19 protein-coding genes are annotated in these 21,248 nt (G+C 65.5%); 6 read left to right on the forward strand and 13 right to left on the reverse strand.

Going from position 1 to position 21,248, the window contains the following annotated elements; translation table 11 throughout:
* Nucleotides 1-99: 99 nt before the first annotated feature.
* A complete protein-coding gene (locus tag WMN78_RS04390) occupies nt 100-1,059 on the reverse strand; it encodes a heme o synthase (RefSeq protein WP_340532264.1) in 960 nt (319 codons plus the stop codon).
* Nucleotides 1,060-1,498: 439 nt separating this feature from the next.
* On the opposite strand from WMN78_RS04390, the gene tkt reads away from it, so the two are divergent.
* Genes tkt through pgl form a run of 6 tightly spaced genes read left to right on the forward strand, consistent with a single transcriptional unit; the run spans nt 1,499 to nt 9,758 of the window.
* Nucleotides 1,499-3,616: a transketolase gene (gene tkt, locus WMN78_RS04395; RefSeq protein WP_340532287.1), complete on the forward strand. Its 2,118-nt coding sequence runs from the start codon at nt 1,499-1,501 to the stop codon at nt 3,614-3,616.
* A 58-nt stretch (nt 3,617-3,674) separates the two neighbouring features.
* The gene (gene tal, locus WMN78_RS04400) at nt 3,675-4,790 is read left to right on the forward strand and encodes a transaldolase (RefSeq protein ID WP_340532265.1); all 1,116 of its coding nucleotides are present in this window, start codon (nt 3,675-3,677) and stop codon (nt 4,788-4,790) included.
* Nucleotides 4,791-4,796: 6 nt separating this feature from the next.
* Entirely contained in the window at nt 4,797-6,434 is a 1,638-nt protein-coding gene (locus WMN78_RS04405; RefSeq protein ID WP_340532266.1) for a glucose-6-phosphate isomerase, read from the forward strand.
* Nucleotides 6,435-6,449: 15 nt separating this feature from the next.
* Nucleotides 6,450-8,012, forward strand: a complete 1,563-nt coding sequence (gene zwf / locus WMN78_RS04410) for a glucose-6-phosphate dehydrogenase (protein ID WP_340532267.1) — start codon at nt 6,450-6,452, stop codon at nt 8,010-8,012.
* Nucleotides 8,009-8,950 carry a glucose-6-phosphate dehydrogenase assembly protein OpcA gene (locus WMN78_RS04415; RefSeq protein ID WP_340532268.1) on the forward strand — a complete coding sequence of 314 codons (942 nt, stop codon included), beginning with the start codon at nt 8,009-8,011 and terminating at the stop codon, nt 8,948-8,950. The genes zwf and WMN78_RS04415 overlap by 4 nt, the downstream gene beginning before the upstream one ends.
* Nucleotides 8,940-9,758, forward strand: coding sequence for a 6-phosphogluconolactonase (gene pgl, locus WMN78_RS04420; RefSeq protein WP_340532270.1), 819 nt, complete (start codon nt 8,940-8,942; stop codon nt 9,756-9,758). The genes WMN78_RS04415 and pgl overlap by 11 nt, the downstream gene beginning before the upstream one ends.
* On the opposite strand, the gene WMN78_RS04425 is transcribed toward pgl, so the two are convergent.
* From WMN78_RS04425 to WMN78_RS04480, 12 genes are all read right to left on the reverse strand, one after another.
* Complete coding sequence (locus WMN78_RS04425; RefSeq protein ID WP_340532271.1) at nt 9,729-10,106, reverse strand: RNA polymerase-binding protein RbpA; 378 nt, start codon at nt 10,104-10,106, stop codon at nt 9,729-9,731. The genes pgl and WMN78_RS04425 overlap by 30 nt on opposite strands.
* 147 nt (nt 10,107-10,253) lie before the next feature.
* Nucleotides 10,254-10,511 carry a preprotein translocase subunit SecG gene (secG, locus tag WMN78_RS04430; RefSeq protein ID WP_011691936.1) on the reverse strand — a complete coding sequence of 86 codons (258 nt, stop codon included), beginning with the start codon at nt 10,509-10,511 and terminating at the stop codon, nt 10,254-10,256.
* A gap of 49 nt (nt 10,512-10,560) precedes the next feature.
* Complete coding sequence (gene tpiA, locus WMN78_RS04435) at nt 10,561-11,376, reverse strand: triose-phosphate isomerase (protein WP_340532272.1); 816 nt, start codon at nt 11,374-11,376, stop codon at nt 10,561-10,563.
* A gap of 82 nt (nt 11,377-11,458) precedes the next feature.
* Complete coding sequence (locus WMN78_RS04440; RefSeq protein ID WP_340532273.1) at nt 11,459-12,685, reverse strand: phosphoglycerate kinase; 1,227 nt, start codon at nt 12,683-12,685, stop codon at nt 11,459-11,461.
* 10 nt (nt 12,686-12,695) lie between these two features.
* Nucleotides 12,696-13,706: a type I glyceraldehyde-3-phosphate dehydrogenase gene (gene gap, locus WMN78_RS04445; RefSeq protein WP_340532275.1), complete on the reverse strand. Its 1,011-nt coding sequence runs from the start codon at nt 13,704-13,706 to the stop codon at nt 12,696-12,698.
* 291 nt (nt 13,707-13,997) lie between these two features.
* Entirely contained in the window at nt 13,998-14,621 is a 624-nt protein-coding gene (locus WMN78_RS04450) for a superoxide dismutase (protein WP_043481406.1), read from the reverse strand.
* A 123-nt stretch (nt 14,622-14,744) separates the two neighbouring features.
* Nucleotides 14,745-15,725: a DNA-binding protein WhiA gene (gene whiA, locus WMN78_RS04455; protein WP_011691931.1), complete on the reverse strand. Its 981-nt coding sequence runs from the start codon at nt 15,723-15,725 to the stop codon at nt 14,745-14,747.
* Between the two features lie 9 nt (nt 15,726-15,734).
* A complete protein-coding gene (locus WMN78_RS04460; protein WP_340532276.1) occupies nt 15,735-16,754 on the reverse strand; it encodes a uridine diphosphate-N-acetylglucosamine-binding protein YvcK in 1,020 nt (339 codons plus the stop codon).
* Nucleotides 16,754-17,677, reverse strand: coding sequence for an RNase adapter RapZ (rapZ, locus tag WMN78_RS04465; RefSeq protein WP_340532277.1), 924 nt, complete (start codon nt 17,675-17,677; stop codon nt 16,754-16,756). Before rapZ ends, WMN78_RS04460 begins: the two co-directional genes overlap by 1 nt.
* Nucleotides 17,678-17,745: 68 nt before the next feature.
* A complete protein-coding gene (gene uvrC, locus WMN78_RS04470; RefSeq protein WP_340532278.1) occupies nt 17,746-19,755 on the reverse strand; it encodes an excinuclease ABC subunit UvrC in 2,010 nt (669 codons plus the stop codon).
* 38 nt (nt 19,756-19,793) lie between these two features.
* On the reverse strand, nt 19,794-20,462 hold the full coding sequence (locus WMN78_RS04475; protein ID WP_340532279.1) for a lysophospholipid acyltransferase family protein: 669 nt from the start codon (nt 20,460-20,462) through the stop codon (nt 19,794-19,796).
* Nucleotides 20,449-21,165, reverse strand: coding sequence for an HAD hydrolase-like protein (locus tag WMN78_RS04480; RefSeq protein ID WP_340532281.1), 717 nt, complete (start codon nt 21,163-21,165; stop codon nt 20,449-20,451). The genes WMN78_RS04475 and WMN78_RS04480 overlap by 14 nt, the downstream gene beginning before the upstream one ends.
* Nucleotides 21,166-21,248 lie beyond the last annotated feature (83 nt).

Consider the following 21,248-nt stretch of genomic DNA (forward strand, 5'->3'; position numbering starts at 1 on the left):
CAAGGTGAGAGAGCGTCCGGGTTTAAGCGACACGGAGTGAGAGAGCGTCCGGGTTTAAGCCCCAGGGAGTGAGAGAGCGTCCGGGTTTAGAAGCGCTAGTTAGCCCATGATGGCCGAACCCACGAAGGGGTCGACGGCCAGGGCGATGAAGAGCAGCGTCAGGTAGCTGATGGAACCGTGGAAGACCTTCATGGCGCCCTTGTTGGAGACGTCGCCACCCTGGGCCCGGTTGTAGAGGGCGTGCGATTCATAGAGGAACCAGGCACCTGCGGCCACGGCAGTGACGGTGTAGACCCAGCCCGCCCCGCCGGCGGGGACCAGCAGCAGCGAGCACGCCACCATGGCCCAGGCGTACAGGACTACCTGGACCGAGACGACCTTTGCCCCGGCGATTGCGCCGAGCATCGGGACGTTGGCGTTGCGGTAGTCCTCGCCGTAACGCATGGACAGCGGCCAGTAGTGCGGCGGCGTCCACAGGAAGATCACCATGAACAGGACGATCGCCGGCCACTCGACCGTGTTGGTGACGGCGGCCCAGGCGATCAGCACCGGGAAGCATCCCGCCGCTCCGCCCCAGACAATGTTCTGAGCGGTGCGGCGCTTAAGGATCATGGTGTAAATGACCACGTAGAAGACGATCGCCCCGAGGCCCAGCCAGGCGGACAGCGGGTTGGCGCCAAACCAAAGAATCGCGATGGCGGCGGCACCTAGAAGCCAGGAGAACACCAGGGCCTCGCGCGGGGTCACTTCGCCGGTCACCAGGGGGCGGTTCTCGGTGCGGTGCATCAGTTTGTCGATGTCACGGTCGAGGTAGCAGTTGAAGGCGCCGGCACTGCCGGCAGCAAACGCTCCCCCCACGAGCGTCGCAAGGATCAGCCCGATGGAGGGGAATCCGCGTTCGGCGTAGATCATGGTGGGCAGCGTGCTCACAAGGAGCAGTTCGATGACCCGCGGTTTCGTGAGGGCAAGGTACGCCTTGGCTTTGCGGGCTATCCCGATCTTTCCGGGGAGCCGGGAGGCGTTCAGCGGCGTATCTGTTGTGCTCACGGTGGCAGTCACTCTGTTCTGTCTGGCTGTTCAGTCCGGCTGGTTCTCGCAGCGGCGGCGGCCCAAAAACGGGCCCGCTCCTTCCGGCGGTGGCCTCCGAATATCATACCGTGGCTCTCAGGACTCCAATGCCTCCATGATTCCGGCACGTTAACCCATCCTCACGGCCGCTGCACGACGGGGTGATTCATATAAGGAAAATTCAGTCCACTTAGTGAGATACACGCTGACCAGCCCTTGGAATGGGGCTAAGCTGTCTGCAGATCAGCACGCAAGGAATGCCGATGGAATGCGCATTCCCGGAATCTCGGACGCGACTGAATGAAGATCAACGTTTCAATGGTGAACGGCTGGTACTAACCGCAGCGGGCGCCATTATGTGTGCCCCCGCCACGGCCTGTTCGTACCACCTGCCGTCAGCACAGAGAGGGGCCCGGTTTTCGTGCCACATTTGGAAGAGCAAGAACTGTCATGGACCAGTTTGGACCAGCGAGCCGTTGATACGGCACGCATTCTGGCCGCGGACGCGGTCGAAAAAGTAGGAAACGGCCACCCGGGCACCGCGATGAGCCTCGCCCCGGCAGCGTACCTTCTCTTCCAGAAGCTGATGCGCCACGACCCGAAGAACCCGGACTGGATCGGCCGTGACCGGTTCATCCTCTCCCCCGGCCACACGTCCCTGACGCTGTACATCCAGCTCTTCCTCTCCGGCTACGGCCTGGAACTGAAGGACCTGAAGGCGCTGCGGACCTGGGATTCGCTGACACCGGGGCACCCGGAGTACAAGCACACCGCCGGTGTGGAAATCACCACCGGACCGCTGGGCCAGGGCCTGGCGTCCTCGGTCGGGTTCGCGTACTCCCAGCGCCGCCAGCGCGGCCTGTTCGACGCCGACGCTCCCGCCGGCGAGTCCCCGTTCGACCACACCATCTGGGTCATTGCCTCCGACGGCGACCTCCAGGAAGGCGTGACCTCCGAGGCTTCCTCGCTGGCCGGCCACCAGGAACTCGGCAACCTCGTGGTGGTCTACGACGAGAACCACATCTCCATTGAAGATGACACCGACGTTGCGTTCACCGAGGATGTCCTCAAGCGGTACGAGGCCTACGGCTGGCACGTCCAGCGCGTGGACTGGACCAAGACCGGCGAATACAAGGAAGACGTCCAGGAACTGTACGCCGCCCTGATCGCCGCGAAGGCCGAGACGTCCAAGCCCTCCATCGTGTCGCTGCGCACCATCATCGGCTTCCCGGCTCCGAAGAAGCAGAACACCGGCAAGATCCACGGTTCGGCCCTGGGCGCTGAGGAAGTTGCCGCACTGAAGAACGTGCTGGGCTTTGACGCCGCGAAGACCTTCGAGGTCGACGAGGAAGTCCTGGCCCACGCCCGCGCCGTTGTTGACCGCGGTGCCGCGGTCCGCACCGAATGGCAGGACTCCTTCGAAGCATGGCAGGCCGCCAACCCCGAAGCAGCCGCGCTGCTCGAACGGGTCGAGGCCCGCAAGCTCCCGGTGGAACTTGATTCCGCCCTGCCGGTGTTCGAAGCAGGCAAGGACGTCTCCACCCGCGCCGCGTCCGGCAAGGTCCTGAACGCGATCGGCCCGGTCATGCCGGAACTGTGGGGCGGCTCGGCCGACCTTGCCGAGTCCAACAACACCACCATCGAGGGTTCGCCCTCGTTCATCCCCGCATCCCGGTCCACGGGAGCGTGGAAGGGCAACCCGTACGGCCGTGTGCTGCACTTCGGCATCCGCGAGCACGCCGCAGCGTCGATCGTGAACGGCATTGCCCTGCATGGGAAGACCCGGGCGTTCTCCGGTACCTTCCTGATCTTCTCCGACTACCAGCGCCCGGCCATCCGCCTCGGCGCGCTGATGGGTGTCCCGTCCCTGTACGTGTGGACACACGACTCCATCGGCCTGGGCGAAGACGGCCCCACCCACCAGCCGGTGGAGCAGCTGGCCTCCCTGCGCGCCATCCCCGGTCTGGACGTTGTCCGCCCCGGTGACGCGAACGAGGTTGCCGCAGCCTGGAAGGTCATGCTGGAAAACCACGAGAACCCTGCCGGGATCGTGCTGACCCGCCAGAACATCCCCACCTACGCCCGCGGCGAAGGCGAAGCAGAAGGCGACACCTTCGGTGCCGTCTCCGGTGTGGCCAAGGGCGGCTACGTCCTGGCCGAAGCGTCCAAGGACGGCAAGACCGCTGACGCCCAGGTCATCCTGATCGGCACCGGTTCCGAGGTCCAGCTGGCCGTGAACGCCCGCGAAGCGCTCCAGGCCGAAGGCATCCCCACCCGTGTGGTGTCGATGCCGTGCGTGGAGTGGTTCAACAAGCAGGACGCCGCCTACCGCGACGCCGTCCTGCCCCCGGCCGTGAAGGCACGCGTCTCCGTCGAAGCCGGACTGGCTTTGGGCTGGCGCGAGTTTGTGGGCGACGCCGGCCGTTCCATCAGCCTGGAGCACTTCGGCGCTTCCGCCGACTACAAGCGCCTCTTCCAGGAATTCGGCATCACGGCAGAAGCCGTCACCGCCGCGGCGAAGGAATCCCTCGCCGGCCTCTCCAACTGATCCATCACGGTTCCGGGGGACCCCGTCCCCCGGAACCCAAGACTTCAAGGAGTTAGACATGACTACCCCCACCCAGCAGCTTTCCGACGCCGGCGTCTCGATCTGGCTCGACGACCTGTCCCGCGGCCGCCTGCAGACCGGCACCCTCCGCAAGCTCATCGAAGAGAAGAACGTCGTTGGCGTCACCACCAACCCGTCGATCTTCCACGCCGCCATCACCACCGGCCACGACTACGACTCTGTCATCGCCGCCCAGGCAGCAGCCGGCGCCACCGTTGAAGAGACCGTCTTCGAAATCACCACCACCGACGTTGCCGACGCCTGCGACCTGTTCGCTCCCGTCGCCGCGGCCACCAAGGGCGTTGACGGCCGGGTGTCCATCGAAGTCGATCCCCGCCTCGCCTGGGACACCGCCGGCACCATCGCCGAAGCGAAGCACCTGTACAAGAAGGTCGCCAAGGACAACGTCCTGATCAAGATCCCGGCAACCCTCGAAGGCCTCGAAGCCATCACGGCCACCCTGGCCGAGGGCATCAGCGTCAACGTGACCCTGATCTTCTCGCTCGAGCGCTATCGCGCCGTCATCAACGCCTTCCAGTCCGGGCTGGAGCAGGCCAAGGGCAACGGCCACGACCTCTCCAAGATCCACTCGGTCGCGTCCTTCTTCGTGTCCCGCGTGGACGCCGAAATCGACAAGCGCCTCGACGCCATCGGCACCGACGAAGCCAAGGCACTCAAGGGCAAGGCCGGACTCGCCAACGCCCGCCTGGCCTACCAGGTCTACGAGGAACTCTTCTCCACCGAACGCTGGGCCCTCCTGGCCGAAGCCGGCGCCCTGCCGCAGCGCCCGCTCTGGGCCTCCACCGGCGTGAAGGACCCGGCCTACCCGGACACCCTCTACGTCACCGAACTCGTCGCCCCCGGCGTGGTCAACACCATGCCGGAGAAGACCCTCGACGCCACGTTCGACCACGGCGTGGTCACCGGTGACACCGTCACCCGCGGCTACAACGATGCGAACGCGACCCTGAACGCCCTCGACGCGCTCGGAATCTCCTACAACGACGTTGTGGCGCTGCTCGAATCCGAAGGCCTCGACAAGTTTGTGGCCAGCTGGAAGGAACTGCTCGGCGACGTCGAAGCCGCGCTGGCCTCCGCACGGAAGGCCTCCTAACCCACCATGAGCACACTCAGCTACGACGCCACCGGCGCAGCCCGCGACGCACTTGAGCAGCACCTCCCCGCACTGCTGGAAGACCGCGTTGCCACCCGGATCTTCGCGAAAGACCATACTTTGTGGGGTCCGGACGCAGAGCAGGAATCCGCTATCCGGCTGGGCTGGGTCGAGGCGGCCACCGTCTCCCAGCCGCTGGTCAGCGGCATCCTGGAACTCCGCGATGCACTGAAGGCCGACGGCGTGACGCGCATCGTCCTCTGCGGCATGGGCGGCTCCTCGCTGGCGCCTGAAGTCATTGCGGGCACCGCTGGCGTCGAGCTGACTGTGCTGGACAGCACCGATCCCGAACAGGTCAGTGCTGCACTGGTTGACCGCCTTGCCGAAACCGCCATTGTTGTTTCGTCCAAGTCAGGCTCCACCGTGGAGACCGATTCCCAGCGGCGGATCTTCGAGCAGGCTTTCACCGATGCCGGCATCGACGCGAAGAGCCGGATTGTCATTGTGACCGATCCGGGCTCTCCGCTGGACAAGGCTTCACGGGAGGCGGGCTACCGCGCTGTCTTCAATGCAGACCCCAACGTCGGCGGCCGCTTCTCGGCACTGACCGCCTTTGGACTCGTGCCCTGCGGGCTTGCCGGAGTGGACATCCAGGCATTCCTGGATGAAGCCGAAGAGGCAGCCGAGGTCCTCAACGAGGACGCCGCCGAAAACATCGGTCTCGCCCTGGGCACTGCCCTCGGCGGCACCAACCCGCTGCGCAACAAGATCGTCATCGCAGAAGACGGATCCGGCATTGTCGGCTTCGCGGACTGGGCCGAACAGCTCATTGCCGAATCCACCGGCAAGCTGGGCACCGGTGTTCTGCCGGTGGTGGCCGGCCCCACGGCACCGGAGGTCACCTCCGGAGCTCCCGACGTCCTGGTGGTGCGCCTGGTTGCGTCCGACGCCGACGACGTGCAGCTCGGCGAAAACGAGGTTGCCATTTCCGGCGGCCTGGCAACCCAGATGATGGTGTGGGAATTTGCTACGGCCGTTGCCGGACGCCTGCTGGGCATCAACCCCTATGACCAGCCCGACGTCGAGGCCGCCAAGGTGGCCGCCCGCGGCCTCCTGGATGCCCAGCCGGAGCCCACCCCCGCCAATTTCGTCGACGGCGCCATTGAGGTCCGCGGCGGGGACTGGCTGGGAGATGCTTCGACGGCGTCAGCCGCCGTGTCCGCACTGCTCGCCCAGCTGGCGGACGACAGCTACCTCAGCGTCCAGGCCTACTTCGACCGGCTGGCCTACGCACCGTTCGAAAGCGTCCGCGACCACCTCGCTGCAGTCAGCGGCCGTCCGGTGACGTTCGGCTGGGGCCCGCGGTTCCTGCACTCCACCGGGCAGTTCCACAAGGGCGGACCCGCTATCGGTGTGTTCCTGCAGGTCACGGCCGACTCCGCCACCGACCTCTCCATCCCCGAGCGGCCGTTCACGTTCGGTGAGCTGATCTCGGCTCAGGCCGCCGGTGATGCCCAGGTCCTCAGCGACCACGGACGTCCCGTCCTCCGCCTGCACCTCACGGACCGCGCCGCCGGCGTCAAGCAACTGCAGGACATTGTTTCAGAGCTTGCCGGCCAGGCAGCATCCCACACTGAAAGCTAAGGCACCGAAGCAACCATGCCAGAAACTGAAAACGGCAGCAGGAAGTCAGCAGGGCGGGGCCGCAACCCGTTGAGGGACCCTCGGGACCGCCGGCTGAACCGCATCGCCGGCCCCTCCTCGCTGGTCCTCTTCGGGGTGACCGGCGACCTTGCACGCAAGAAGCTCATGCCTGCCGTGTATGACCTGGCTAATCGTGGCCTGCTGCCGCCGAGCTTTGCCCTGGTGGGCTTCGCCCGGCGGCAGTGGGAGAACGAGGATTTCGCCGCCGAGGTGAAGGCTGCGGTCATGGCCTACGCCCGGACCCCGTTTGACGAGGCCGTGTGGAACCAGCTCTCCGAGGGCATCCGTTTTGTCCAGGGAGAGTTCGACGACGATGACGCCTTTGAGCGGCTCGGCGACACAATCGATGAACTGGACGAGCAGCGCGGCACCCGCGGCAACCATGCGTTCTACCTGTCCATCCCGCCGAAGGCCTTCGAGCAGGTCTGCCGTCAGCTGTCCAAGCACGGGCTCGCCCAGGCCGAGGGTGACAAGTGGCGCCGGGTGGTCATCGAGAAGCCGTTCGGGCACGACCTGGAGTCCGCCCGGCAGCTGAACGACATCGTGGAGTCCGTCTTCCCGCCGGATGCCGTGTTCCGGATCGACCACTACCTGGGCAAGGAAACGGTCCAGAACATCCTGGCGCTGCGCTTCGCCAACCAGCTGTTCGAACCGCTTTGGAATGCCAACTACGTTGACCACGTCCAGATCACCATGGCCGAGGACATCGGCACCGGCGGCCGGGCAGGGTATTACGACGGCGTGGGCGCGGCCCGCGACGTCATCCAGAACCACCTGCTCCAGCTTCTGGCGCTCACGGCCATGGAAGAACCGATTTCCTTCAACGCCGATGACCTCCGCGCGGAGAAGGAAAAGGTCCTGGCCGCGGTCAAGCTTCCGGAGGACCTCTCCACCCATTCGGCGCGCGGCCAGTTCGCCGGCGGCTGGCAGGGCGGCGAGCAGGTCCTCGGTTACCTGGAGGAGGAAGGCATCCCCGCCGACTCCACCACGGAAACCTACGCGGCGGTCCGCGTGGACATCCACACCCGGCGCTGGTCCGGTGTGCCGTTCTACCTGCGCGCCGGCAAGCGCCTGGGACGCCGCGTGACGGAAATCGCCGTCGTCTTCAAGCGGGCGCCCAACCTGCTGTTCCGCGATCACGGCGAGGACGACTTCGGCCAGAACGCCGTGGTCATCCGGGTGCAGCCTGACGAGGGTGCAACCATCCGGTTCGGATCCAAAGTGCCGGGAACCCAGATGGAAGTCCGCGACGTCACGATGGACTTCGGCTACGGGCACTCGTTCACTGAATCCAGCCCCGAAGCGTATGAACGGCTCATCCTGGACGTGCTGCTGGGCGAACCGCCGCTGTTTCCGCGGCACCAGGAAGTTGAACTGTCCTGGAAGATCCTGGATCCCTTTGAAGAATACTGGGCAAGCCTGGACGAACAGCCGGAGCCCTACGCCCCCGGAAGCTGGGGCCCTGCCTCGGCAGACGAGCTGCTTGCCCGCGACGGACGAACCTGGAGAAGGCCATGATCGTAGATCTTCCCGATACAACAACCTCCGCCATCTCCAAGAAGATCATGTCCCTGCGCGAGCAGGGCGGCGTGATCGCGCTCGGACGGGTGCTGACCCTTGTGGTGGTCACCAAGTCCGGGCTCGAGGAAGAGGCCATTGAAGCGGCCAACGAAGCCAGCCGGGAACACCCCTGCCGGATCATCGTCCTCGCCGACGCCGGAGCCACGGCTCCCACCCGGCTGGATGCCCAGATCCGGGTGGGCGGCGACGCCGGCGCGTCCGAAGTGATCGTCCTGCGCGGCTACGGCGAGCTCGCCGAGGAAAGCGAGTCCCTGGTGGCGGCACTGCTGCTCCCCGACGCACCGATTGTGGCTTGGTGGCCGCACGGCGCGCCGAAGAGCGCCTGTGATACGTCCATCGGCCGCATAGCCCACCGCCGGATCACCGACTCGGCCAACGAGGAGGACCCGCAGCGGGCCCTGGACAACATCCGGAACACGTACAAGGCCGGGGACACCGACCTCGCCTGGACCCGCCTGACCAACTGGCGGATCCAGCTGGCCGCAGTGCTTGACCAGGTGGACCCGTCTCCCGTCACGGCCGTGGCCGTGGAAGGCGCCTCGGACTCCCCCAGCACGCTGCTCCTCGCAGCATGGCTGACGCTGGCACTGGACGCCCCCGTGACCATCGTGGCCGACCCTGCCGGGACCGGTATCCGCCGGGTGCGGCTGAGCCGTGCCAGCGGTGACGTCCAGCTGTTCCGCCCTGGTCTGTCCGTGGCCGAGCTGACCCAGCCGGGCCAGCCGGCGCAGCGTATCTCGCTGCCGCGCCGGAGCCTGCGGGACTGCCTCGCCGAAGAACTCCGGCGCCTGGATCCCGACGAAGTGTTCGGCGAAGTGATTACTATTGGACTGCCCCGTACAAATCTAAGGAGTGTCCGTCCCAGTGAGCGCTGATCCCAGAGTAAGCATCCACCCTGACTCATCCGTACTGATGGCTGCCATTGCGGCACGGCTTATCACCAAGCTCGTGGACGTCCAGGACAAACACGGTGAGGCAACGGTGGTGCTCACGGGCGGCACTGTGGGAATCGGAACCCTCAAGGCGGTTGCTGACTCCGCGGCGGCTCCGGCAGTGAACTGGTCCAAAGTAAACTTCTGGTGGGGCGACGAGCGCTTCGTCGGCAGCACTGACAGCGACCGCAACACCCTCCAGGCCCACGACGCCCTGCTGTCCCGCATCTCAGTGGACCCGGAACGTGTGAACCTGCCGGGGTCCACGGACGACTTCGACAGTCCGGAGGACGCTGCGGCCGATTACGCGCGCCGTCTCGCCGAGGCAGCCGCGGCGGAGCATGCCGCGGACATGTCCGACGACCGTCCCGAGAACCCGGGGACACTGCCCAGGTTCGACGTGGTCCTTCTTGGCGTAGGCCCGGACGCCCATGTGGCTTCGCTCTTCCCGGAACAGGCGGGAATCCGGGAAAAGGAGCTCACGGTGGTGGGGGTCAGGAACTCGCCCAAACCGCCGCCTGAACGGATTTCCCTGACATTGCCCGCCATCAACACCGCAAGTGAAGTGTGGATGGTGGTTGCGGGCGAGGACAAGGCCGGCGCCGTGGGGCTCGCCCTGGCGGGTGCAAACCCCGTACAGGTCCCGGCGGCAGGGCCAAGGGGGCGCTCACAGACGCTGTGGCTGATCGATGAGAATGCAGCCTCCAGGGTTCCCGAGCAGCTAGTCCGAAAGGGTTCCGCGGGCTCGTAGCCGTTCCAGCGCTCCAGCCAGTACGTCTTCGGCGTCCTGGCTGGAGCGCCGCTCTTTAACGTACTCAAGGTGGCTCTTGTAGCCCTCTTCGGCATGGCGCGGGACCTCTACCCGGGTCTCATCGCGCGACGCCGGACCGCCGCAACGGCGGCAGTCCCAGACTACGGGGATCTGGTCTTCCGGGAGCTTAAGGAAAACTGGCCGCGTCTCGTGTCCTTTGGCGCACCAATAGGAGACACGAATACGCGGCAAGCGTTCACCGACAACGTCGTTTGGCTGGATTCTGGGGGCTGACCCTTCGGCCACCCCAACACGGGTTCCCCGGAACCCTGAAGCAGCATGCACCATCGGGAACTCCTGGCTACTCGACTGACCGGTTGTTGGACGCCAACAGCCACAGTTTAGTGCGGAGTTCCCGACGGCGGCAGGGCCGTTAGTACCGGGAGTGTAAATTTCGGGAAAACTCCCGGTCCCCGATCTGTTTCGGGCGGAATGCTAGGAGTCGCCGCCCCCGGAGAAGCGCATCAGCAGACCGAGCGCGATGATGACAACGCCCCACGTGACGCCGAGGATGACCGTGAACCTGTTGAGGTTCCGTTCCGCCACCCCGGACGAGCTGAGGCCGGAACTCATGCCTCCGCCGAACATGTCCGACAGACCGCCGCCCCGTCCCTTGTGGAGCAGGATGAGCAGCGTCAGCAGGAGGCTGGTGATGCCCAGGAGGATCTGCAGAATGACATGAAGAACGTCCACGACGGCCTTTCAGAAGTTGATGATTGCGGGGGTCACGCCTGTGTCCGGACTAATCCGTCAGCAGGTGACTCTCGAACCTGACAATATTAGCAAACTCAGCAGGATCGAGGCTGGCCCCGCCCACCAACACGCCGTCGACGTCGCGCTCGTTCAGGATGGCCGCTGCGTTGTTGGCCTTGACCGAGCCACCGTAGAGCAGGCGGACCTTGGCGGCAACCTCATCGCCAAACAGGGTGGCGAGTTCGGCGCGGATGGCGGCGCACATTTCCTGCGCGTCCTCCGGACCTGCCACCTCGCCGGTGCCGATGGCCCAGACGGGTTCGTAGGCGACCACGAGCTCGGCCGCGTCTTCGGCGCTGAGGCCTTCGACGTCGGTGCGCAGCTGGTCAAGGGTGTGCTGGACGTGCGTCCCGGCCTGCCGGATCTCAAGTCCCTCCCCGACGCAGAGCACCGGGGTGACCCCGTGGCGGAAGGCAGCCTTCACCTTCGCGTTGAGGACGTCGTCGGACTCGTTGTGGATGGTGCGGCGTTCGCTGTGTCCCACCAGCACATACTTGCAGCCCAGCTTGCTCAGGAACTGGCCCGAGATGTCACCCGTGTAGGCGCCGGAATCGAACTGCGAGAGGTCCTGGCCCCCGTAGACAACTTCCAGTTCATCGCCCTGGACCAGGGTCTGGACGCCGCGGAGGTCGGTAAAGGGGGGGAAGACAGCAACTTCAGCTCGGCTGTAGTCGTGCTTGGCATCGGACAGGGTCCATGCCAGCTTCTGCAGCAGCGTGATGCCCTGGACATGGTCCATGTTCATCTTCCAGTTGCCGGCAATGAGGGGCGTGCGGTCGAACTTGCCATTCGTTGACGTAGTCACGTGTTCTCCAAAAATGCTTGTGATGTGAACAGCCGGCAGGGCCCCCGACTGTTTCAGTAGGGTGCCCTGCCGGCTGGAGGATCTAGCGGTCGAGGACGCTAAGGCCCGGGAGTTCTTTGCCTTCGAGGTACTCGAGGCTGGCGCCGCCACCCGTGGAGATGTGGCCGAACTGGTCGTCAGCGAAGCCCAGCGTGCGCACTGCAGCGGCGGAATCGCCCCCGCCGACCACGGTGAAGGCATCCGCTTCGGTGAGAGCCTGGGCGATGGCACGGGTGCCGCCGGAGAAGGCTTCGAATTCGAATACACCCATGGGGCCGTTCCAGAACACAGTCTTGGCACCCTTGATCCGGGCCGCAAATGCAGCCGCCGATTCGGGTCCAATGTCCAGGCCGATGCCCTGCGCGCCGAAGCTGCTGCCTTCGATGGCGTCAGCGCTGACCGTCTCGTGGTCAGCGTCCGCAGCGAACTTGGCCGCGACCACAACGTCGGTGGGCACGATGAACTCGGTGCCTGCGTCCGCCGCCCGCTTCAGGTACTCCTGCACTACGGGGATCTGGTCTTCTTCCAGGAGGCTGCCGGCCACCTTGTGGCCCTCAGCCGCGAGGAACGTGAACAGCATGCCGCCGCCCACCAGGATGGTGTCCGCCTTGCCGATCAGGTTGTCGATAACAGCAAGCTTGTCCGAAACCTTCGAGCCGCCGAGCACCACGACATAAGGCCGCTGGGTTTCCGTGGTGAGCTTGCGCAGCACCTCGACTTCGGTGTGCACGAGGTCGCCCTGGTACGACGGCAGCCGCGTGGCGACGTCGTACACGCTGGCGTGCTTGCGGTGGACGGCGCCAAAGGCGTCATCCACAAATGCACCGTTCTCCCCCGTCAACGCCACCAGTTCGTCCGCGAAGGCGCCGCGCTCGGCGTCGTCCTTGCTGGTCTCACGGGCATCGAAGCGGACGTTTTCAAGGATCAGCGCTTCGCCGTCCTGCAGCGCAGCGGCAAGCTCCTGAGCCGACGCACCGACGGTGTCTCCGGCCAGGGTGACCTTGAAGGAGGCCAGTTCAGCAAGCCGCGTGGCGGCAGGCTTGAGGGAGTATTTATCTTCCGGGGCGCCCTTGGGGCGGCCGAGGTGGGCTGTGACCAGCACGCGGGCACCGGCGTCCGTGAGCTTCGTCAGGACTGGCAGGGAGGCCTTGATGCGGCCATCGTCAGTCACTTCAGAGCCGTCGAGCGGCACATTCAGGTCACTTCTGACCAGAATGTACCGCCCGCGGACACCATCAGCGATCAGTTCGTTGAGGGTGTGGAATGTCATGTGTCTAACCCTAGCCCAGCTTGGATGCGACGAGCTCCGTGAGGTCGACCAGGCGGTTGGAGTAGCCCCATTCGTTGTCATACCAGGAAACAACCTTGACCTGGTTGCCGATGACCTTGGTGAGACCGGAGTCGAAGATCGAGGAAGCCGGGTCGCCGACGATGTCGGAGGAGACGATCGGCTCATCCGTGTACGTCAGGAAGCCCTGGAGTGCCTCGGACTCAGACGCCTTCTTCAGTGCAGCGTTGACTTCCTCAACGGTGGTCTCCCGGGAAACGGTGACCGTGAGGTCGGTGGCCGAACCGGTGGGGACCGGTACGCGGATGGCGTAGCCGTCCAGCTTGCCCTTGAGCTCCGGGAGCACCAGGCCGATTGCCTTGGCCGCACCGGTGGAGGTGGGCACCATGTTGATGGCGGCGGCGCGGGCGCGACGGAGGTCGTTGTGCGGGCCGTCCTGCAGGTTCTGGTCGGCCGTGTAGGCGTGGACCGTGGTCATGAGGCCGCGCTCGATGCCGAACTCGTCGTTGACCACCTTGGCCAGCGGGCCGAGGCAGTTCGTGGTGCAGGAAGCGTTGGAAATGATGTGGTGCGTGGCGTTGTCGTAGAGCTCGTGGTTCACGCCCATCACGATGGTGATGTCCTCATCCGAGGCCGGGGCGGAGATCAGGACCTTCTTGGCGCCTGCCTCGATGTGCTTCCTGGCAGCTGCAGCCTTGGTGAAGAAGCCGGTGGACTCGATGACGATGTCAACACCGAGCTCGCCCCAGGGGAGGTTGGCGGGGTCGCGCTCGGCGAGGACCTTAACGACGTTGCCGTTGACGACGATGTTGCCGTCCTTGACCTCGATGCTCTCCTTCAGGCGCCCGCCCACGGAGTCGTACTTGAAGAGATGGGCCAGGGCCTCGGGGCTGGTGAGGTCGTTGACTGCAACGATCTCGAGGTCAGCGCCCTGTGCGAGTGCTGCGCGGAAGTAGTTGCGGCCGATACGGCCAAAGCCGTTGATACCAATACGGGTCGTCACTTTTTCAGTCTCCTTGGTGCTTGTAGAAGCACAACTAGTTGAGCGGGCGTTCAAGCCAACTAACAGATCCCGCACGCCATTGGGCAGAGATGATTACCAGATCGGAGGGCGACCAGCCACATTGCTGAAGGCTAACCGCCTTCCGTGATCCATCTTACGTTTAAGTAGGTCGGCCCCCGCAAGTGCGGGGGCCGACCTTCCACGATTCGGGCCGAAACGGGCTAAATGTGAAGTTTGTTACAGGGGCATGTCTGCCACGTCACGCCTGCGGCGGCATGAACGGGAGCAGCATTACAGGGTAATGAGGCCCGTGGCGTTCTTGCGTGCACCGTCGAAGCGCTTGGCGACGTCGGCCCAGTTAACGATGTTCCAGAACGCCTTGACGTAGTCAGCCTTGACGTTGACGTAGTCCAGGTAGAAAGCGTGCTCCCACATGTCGAGCATCAGCAGCGGAGTGGTGCCCAGCGCAACGTTGCCCTGCTGATCGTAAAGCTGCTCGATGACGAGGTTGCCGCCGATGGGCTCGTACGCCAGGAAGCCCCAGCCCGAACCCTGCAGGCCCAGCGCGGCAGCGCTGAACTGCGCACGGAAGGCGTCAAAGGAACCGAAGGCATCGTCGATGGCTGCGGCCAGCTCGCCCTCGGGCTTGTCGCCGCCGTCCGGGGACAGGTTGTTCCAGAACACGGAGTGGTTGACGTGGCCGCCGGTGTGGAAGGCCAGGTCCTTTGAAAGGCGGTTGATGTTGGCGAAGTCGCCCTTTTCGCGTGCCTCAGCCAGCTGGGCCAGCGCGTTGTTGGCGCCGGTCACATAGGCTGCGTGGTGCTTGCTGTGGTGCAGCTCCATGATGCGTGCGGAGATGTGGGGCTCCAGCGCTGCGTAGTCGTAGCTGAGTTCAGGCAGTACGTACTCGGTCACAAAATCCTCCAATGTCGTGGACAGGTTGTCCGGTTTGGTAACTCTCGGATTGTGCATCCGGATGACTGGTCACCCGGAAATCTATCGGGTTTCCGTTACCCGGTCTCGATTCTAGGGGCGCCGTTACTCGTCCAGCATTTCCGGCGTCACATTGGCTTCGGTGCCGGGAATGCCCAGATCCAGGGCACGCTTGTCCGCCATCGCCAGGAGCCTGCGGATCCTCCCCGCTATCGCATCCTTGGTCATGGGCGGATCCGCCAGGCGGCCAAGTTCGTCCAGGCTGGCCTGCTTGTGGGCCACGCGCAGCTCGCCGGCATACTTCAGGTGGTCCGGCACATCGTCACCGAGGATCTCCAGGGCGCGGTCCACCCTCGCCCCTGCGGCAACTGCGGCCTGGGCCGAGCGGCGCAGGTTGGCGTCGTCGAAGTTGGCCAGCCTGTTGGCCGTGGCCCGCACCTCTTTACGCATGCGGCGTTCTTCCCAGACCATCAGCGCGTCGTGTGCGCCCATCCGGGTGAGCAGGGCTGCGATGGTGTCGCCGTCCCGGATGACCACCCGGTCCACTCCCCTGACTTCACGGGCCTTGGCCTGGATGCCGAGGCGGCGGGCCGCGCCCACCAGTGCCAGCGCCGATTCGGGCCCCGGACACGTCACTTCCATGGCCGAGGAGCGGCCCGGCTCCGTGAGCGATCCGTGGGCCAGGAAGGCGCCGCGCCACACGGCTTCGGCGTCGGCGGCGGAACCGTTGACCACTGCCGACGGCAAGCCTCGCACAGGGCGGCCGCGGGCGTCCAGCAGTCCGGTCTGGCGGGCCAGGGCTTCGCCGTCACGCACCACCCGCACCACATACCGGTTGCCGCGCCGGAGTCCGCCGCCGGAGACGACGATGATCTCGCTCTGGTGGCCGTAGACCTCGGCGATCGCGGCCCGGAGCCGGCGTGCTGTGGACGCGAGGTCCACCTCCGCCTCGATCACGATGCGGCCCGAAATGATGTGGAGTCCGCCGGCGAATCGCAGCATTGCAGAGACTTCAGCCTTGCGGACCGAGGACTTCTTAATGTCCAGGCGGGACAGTTCTTCCTTGACTGATGATGTCAGTGCCATGGCACCTTCCTAACTGTTCCCGAAAATATCGTGGTACGCCGTTGCCAGACGCAGGGGGTCATGGATCGGTCGGCGGCTCGACGCCCCTACTTTACCCAACACCACCTCGGCACCGAGCATCCCCGCGGCCCGTTTGAACTCCTCGACGTCCGGCACGGACACCGGGTCCGCCAGCACGACGTCGATACTGAAGTCGGGGGCATAGCTCCGCAGCACGTGCAGGTGGTCGGCGGCGGACATCCCGGAGGTCTCCTTGGTGTCCGTGGCCAGGTTCATGGTGAGGCACCGCTTGGCCGGCGTATCAGAGAGCGCCTGGCGCATCTCGGGCAGCAGCAGGTGCGGCAGCACGGACGTGTACCAGGACCCGGGCCCCAGGATGACCCAGTCGGCCAGCTCAATGGCCGTGAGGGCCTCGACGCAGGCGTGCGCCGACTCCGGCAGGAGCCGCACGCTCTCCAGCGAACCCGCCACCGCGCACTTGGCCTGTCCTGAGACCGTCTCCAGCGTGTAGGTGCCGTCAGGACCGGGCACCCGTACATCCCCTTCGATGGTGAGCGGCACGCTGGACATGGGAAGGACCTGCCCGCGGGCACCCAGCAGGGCGCCGGCCCATTTGAGGCCGCCCACCGTGTCGCCCAGCAGTTCCCAGAGGGTGACAATCAGCAGGTTGCCCATCGCGTGGTCGTCGAGCGAACCGCCACGGCCGGCACCCGGACGGAAGCGGTGCTGCATGACGTCCCGCCAGGTCCGGCCCCAGTCAGTGTCGTCACACAGTGCCGTGAGCGCCATGCGCAGGTCGCCGGGCGGGAGGACACCGTACTCCTCCCGCAGGCGCCCGGAGGACCCGCCGTCGTCCGCTACGGTGACGATGGCCGTCAGTTCAGAGGTCAGCAGTCGAAGGGCGGACAGCGAAGCGGACAGCCCGTGGCCCCCGCCGAGGGCCACGACGGACGGCCCCTTATCGAGCTGCCCGGCGCCGGCGCCGGCGGCCGGCGGAACAAGGGGCAGCGGCCCGGTGAACAATCCCATTACTCCCGGCCCAGGTCCCGGTGCGTGGTGGTCACGGTGACCCGGGGATACTGCGCCAGTTTCTTGGACAGCTCCATGGCTACAGCCACCGAACGGTGCTTGCCGCCGGTGCACCCCACGGCGATGGTGGCGTAGTGCTTGTTCTCCCGGCGGTAGCCGTCCAGGACGGGTTCGATGGCCAGCACGTAGCGGTCCACGAAGCTCTTGACCCCTTCGGCCTCGAGGACGTAGTCACTGACGTCCTTGTCCAGGCCGGTGTGCGGGCGAAGCTGCGGGACCCAGTGCGGATTCGGGATGAAGCGGGCATCGACCACGAAGTTCGCATCGACCGGCAGCCCGTACTTGAAGCCGAAGCTCATGACGTTGAGCCGCAGGGCCACGGGACCGGTTTCGCTGAAGAGCTCGGTGATGGCCGTAGCCAGCGCATGGACGTTGAACTCGGACGTGTCCAGCACGATGTCCGCGGAATCCCGGAGTTCATGGAGCAGATCCCGTTCGGCGGCGATGCCGTCGAGGATCCGTCCGCCTTCCTGGAGCGGGTGCGGACGGCGGCCCTGCTCGAAGCGGCGGACCAGGACGTCGTCGTTGGCGTCCAGGAACAGGACGCGGAACATGACGCCGCTGGCCTCGAGGGTTTTCAGCGCCGCCCGGATGTCGGCGAAGAGAGCCGTGCTGCGGACGTCCACCACAACAGCGAGCTTGGGGATGGACTGCGGGGCGTGGGACACGAGTTCGGCCAGGGTACCGAGCATCTGCGGCGGAAGGTTCTCAACGACGTACCAGCCATGGTCCTCCAGTGCGTCGGCGGCGGTACTGCGTCCTGCCCCGGACATACCCGTGACCACAAGCAGCTCCGCTTCAACGGGCCTGACGGGCGTCATGCCGTCCTGTTCCGCTTCGGATCCTGCCGTTGACTCTGCCATGAGTAAAGCCCCATTCCTGCTATGTAATTCGACGCAACCGCGCGTTCCGCTTCAGGTCCTTACCCTAGCTAAGTTTCAATGATTTCGCCGGTCGTCATATTGATCGACGGCGCTTCCGCGCCGGAGCCGGCAGCCCCGTTGCTGAAATGGCTGACGATCGCCTCCGCCAGCGACGGGCCGATGCCCTTGGCAGTGGTCAGTTCTGCTGCACTGGCAGTCCGGATGCTCTTGACCGAGCCGAACTGTGCGAGCAGGGCCTTGCGCTTGGCCTCGCCCAGGCCGGGAACGCTGTCCAGGGCGGAAACCGTCATGGCTTTGCCGCGCTTCTGCCGATGGAAGCTGATGGCGAAGCGGTGGGCTTCATCGCGGATGCGCTGGAGGAGGTAGAGCCCCTCGGATGCCCGCGGCAGGATCACCGGGAAGTCGCTGTCCGGGAGCCAGACCTCTTCAAGGCGCTTAGCCAGGCCGACAACATAAACGTCCTCGATCCCCAGCTCGGCCAGGGCGCGTGCAGCAGCATTGACCTGGGGCTTGCCGCCGTCCACCACCACAAGGTTGGGCGGGTACGCGAACTTTGCCCGCGGCGCGGGCGTGGTGGTGTCCTGTATGGAGGCGACCGCCATGGCCTCGAGCGCGGCCTGGTGGCCGGGAAGCCTGGCCGCTTCGGCGTGGTCCGACTGCTCCTGGAGATAGTTCCGGAAGCGGCGGGTGAGGACATCGTGCATGGCCGCCGTGTCGTCCGCGGCTGCGGCGCCGGTGATGGAGAACTTGCGGTAGTCGGACTTCTTGGGAAGGCCGTCTTCCACCACCACCATGGAAGCCACCACGTTGGTCCCCTGCACGTGGGAGATGTCGAAGCACTCGATCCGGAGCAGCGCGACGGGCAGGTCCAGGGCCTCCTGGAGTTCCTGCAGCGCCAGTGACCGGTTCGTCAGGTCTCCGGCACGGCGCGACTTGTGCAACTGCAGGGCGTGCTCGGCATTTTCCCGCACCGTGGACATCAGCGCGGCCTTGTCGCCGCGGCGCGGGACCCGGATGTCCACTTTCGCGCCCCTCAGCCCGGCAAGCCACTGAGCCAGTTCGGCCGCGTTGCTCGGCTCTTCGGGAACAAGGACCTCCCGCGGCATCCGACCCTGCGTTTCGCCTTCCTCGCCGTAGACCTGCTGGAGCAAGTGCTCAACCAGGTCCGGAGTAGTGGAGTCCTCGACTTTCTCCACCACCCAGCCGCGCTGGCCGCGGACGCGGCCACCACGCACATGGAACACCTGGACGGCTGCCTCCAGCTCGTCCTCATGCAGCGCAAAAATATCGGCGTCGGTGTCCTCCGACAGGACCACGGCGTTGCGTTCGAAGACCTTCCGCAGGGCAATGATGTCGTCCCGGACGCGCGCGGCCCGCTCGTAGTCCAGCTCGGCGACGGCCGCGGCCATGTCCTTTTCCAGCCGTCCGATGAACCGCTTGGCTTCGCCGCCCATGAAGGAGCAGAAGTCCTCCGCCAGCGCCCGGTGTTCCTCCGGCGTCACCCGGCCCACACACGGTGCAGAACATTTGTCGATGTAGCCGAGCAGGCACGGCCGGCCACTGGCCTGCGCCCGCTTCAGGACGCCCGGACTGCAGCTGCGGACAGGAAAAACACGCAGCAACGTGTCCATGGTTTCGCGGATGGCACCTGCCGTGTACGGGCCGAAGTAGCGGGTTCCCTTGCGGCGTTCCCCGCGGAGCACCTGCACGCGGGGGAACTTCTCCCCCATGGTGACGGCAAGGTACGGGTATGTCTTGTCGTCGCGGAAAACCACGTTGAACCGGGGCTTGAATTCCTTGATCCAGGTGTATTCCAGCTGGAGCGATTCCAGTTCACTTCCGACGACGGTCCACTCCACGCTGCTGGCCGCGTGGACCATTGCGTAGGTTTTGGGCAGCAGCCCGCCGGGGTTGGCGAAGTACGAATTCAGGCGGGACCGCAGGCTTTTGGCCTTGCCGACATAGATGACGCGGCCGTGCTGATCCCGGAAGCGGTACACGCCCGGGTTGGTTGGAATCTCACCCGTCTGGGGTCGGTAACTAGCTGGATTTGCCACGAATCAAGTCTACTGAGGATGCACGGGTGCCCCCGACGCTACTCGGCTGCCTTGCTCTGGTTGTAGCTGTTGGAGCGCTCCTGGCCGCTGAGCTCGGCAATGGCATCCATGATGCGGTCGGTGACCTGGCGGCGTGCCGGCAGCGAGTGGTCGGGACCGGTCTTCTCGAAGTACAGGGGCTCGCCGACCTTCATGGTGAAGTGTTGCGGCTTCACGCCGTTCTGGCCTGCCGGCTGGAGGTTTTCGGTCCCGATGAGGCCGACCGGAATGACGGGCGCCCCCGTGGTCAGCGCGAGCCAGCCGACACCCGTGCGTCCCCTGTAGAGGATGCCGTCCCGGGAGCGGGTGCCCTCCGGGTAGATGCCGATGCCCTTGCCGGCTTCGAGAATGTCCAGCAGCGTCTTGAGCGCCGCCACGCTGGCTGCCTGCTCCCCTCGTTCCACCGGAATGGAACCGACGGATTCGAAGAAGGACTTCATCACCTTCCCCTTCACGCCCCCGGTGGTGAAATATTCAGCTTTGGCGAAGAAGGCCACCGGCCGGGGCATGAGTGCCTGGACAATGACGCTGTCCAGGAAGGACAGGTGGTTCGGCGCGACGATGAACGGACCTTCCTTGGGAACGTTCTCCAGCCCGATGACGGTGGGCCGGCAGGTTCCGGAGATCAGCGTGCGGGTGGTCCAGCGGATCGCATCAAACAACGCCATCGTTGGGCACCTCGCTCAGGGCTGCGGCGCGCACGGCGTCCATACTTTCAACGGCAGCGGCAAGGTCGGTGGTGGAGTGCACGATGGCCACGGCGCCCGCCTCCTGAAGCTCGCCGTCGGGCGCGAATCCCCAGCTGACACCGATGCAGTCAAGCCCGTTGGCCATGGCACCGGCCACGTCCTGGGCGCGATCGCCCACCATGACGGCGTGCTGCGTACGGAGGTCGGTCAGCGCGGCGGCAACAATTTCGGTTTTTCCGCGCGGTGCCGTTGAGTGGGCAGCCTCATCTGCCGCAGAACCGCGGATGAAGTGGAAGGAGGACGCGATGCCGTGGTGTTCGAGCACGATCCGGGCCAGCCCTTCCGGCTTCTGCGTGGCCACTGCGATCGGACGGCCCGACGCTGCGTATTCCTCGATGAGCTCCGGGATCCCCGGATACAGGCGGCTTTGCGCGATGCCGGTCTCGAGGTAGTAGGCCCGATACAGACGGATGACGTCGGCCAACTGCTCCTGCGGAACCCCGGCGATGTTGAGGAGGGAGTCGCTCAGTTTGGGACCGATCATTGCGTCCAGTTGGGCCGGGGCGGGAACCCTGATGCCGAGTTGGGTGAGGGCCGCGGAGATTCCGCCCGTAATCCCGCCTGCCGGATCGACAAGAGTGCCGTCCAGGTCGAAGATCACGGGCACTGTTGAAAGGGTCACCGGGTTAGTTTCCCACAAGTGCGCGAATGGCCGAAACTCGCATTCCCGGGCGGGAATACTTCTTCCCGCCGGATCAGCAAGCT

It is taken from the genome of Arthrobacter oryzae (assembly GCF_037911235.1).
Taxonomy (GTDB): Bacteria; Actinomycetota; Actinomycetes; order Actinomycetales; family Micrococcaceae; genus Arthrobacter; species Arthrobacter oryzae_E.

Excerpts from the sequence above, each read along its gene's own strand:
- WMN78_RS04475 (WP_340532279.1), bottom strand. The coding sequence starts at position 20,462 with ATGGCGTTGTTTGATGCGATCCGCTGGACCACCCGCACGCTGATCTCC.
- whiA (WP_011691931.1), bottom strand. The coding sequence starts at position 15,725 with ATGGCACTGACATCATCAGTCAAGGAAGAACTGTCCCGCCTGGACATT.
- WMN78_RS04460 (WP_340532276.1), bottom strand. The coding sequence starts at position 16,754 with ATGGGATTGTTCACCGGGCCGCTGCCCCTTGTTCCGCCGGCCGCCGGC.
- WMN78_RS04425 (WP_340532271.1), bottom strand. The coding sequence starts at position 10,106 with ATGGTGCATGCTGCTTCAGGGTTCCGGGGAACCCGTGTTGGGGTGGCC.
- WMN78_RS04415 (WP_340532268.1), top strand. The coding sequence starts at position 8,009 with ATGATCGTAGATCTTCCCGATACAACAACCTCCGCCATCTCCAAGAAG.
- zwf (WP_340532267.1), top strand. The coding sequence starts at position 6,450 with ATGCCAGAAACTGAAAACGGCAGCAGGAAGTCAGCAGGGCGGGGCCGC.
- tal (WP_340532265.1), top strand. The coding sequence starts at position 3,675 with ATGACTACCCCCACCCAGCAGCTTTCCGACGCCGGCGTCTCGATCTGG.
- WMN78_RS04440 (WP_340532273.1), bottom strand. The coding sequence starts at position 12,685 with ATGACATTCCACACCCTCAACGAACTGATCGCTGATGGTGTCCGCGGG.
- rapZ (WP_340532277.1), bottom strand. The coding sequence starts at position 17,677 with ATGGCAGAGTCAACGGCAGGATCCGAAGCGGAACAGGACGGCATGACG.
- WMN78_RS04405 (WP_340532266.1), top strand. The coding sequence starts at position 4,797 with ATGAGCACACTCAGCTACGACGCCACCGGCGCAGCCCGCGACGCACTT.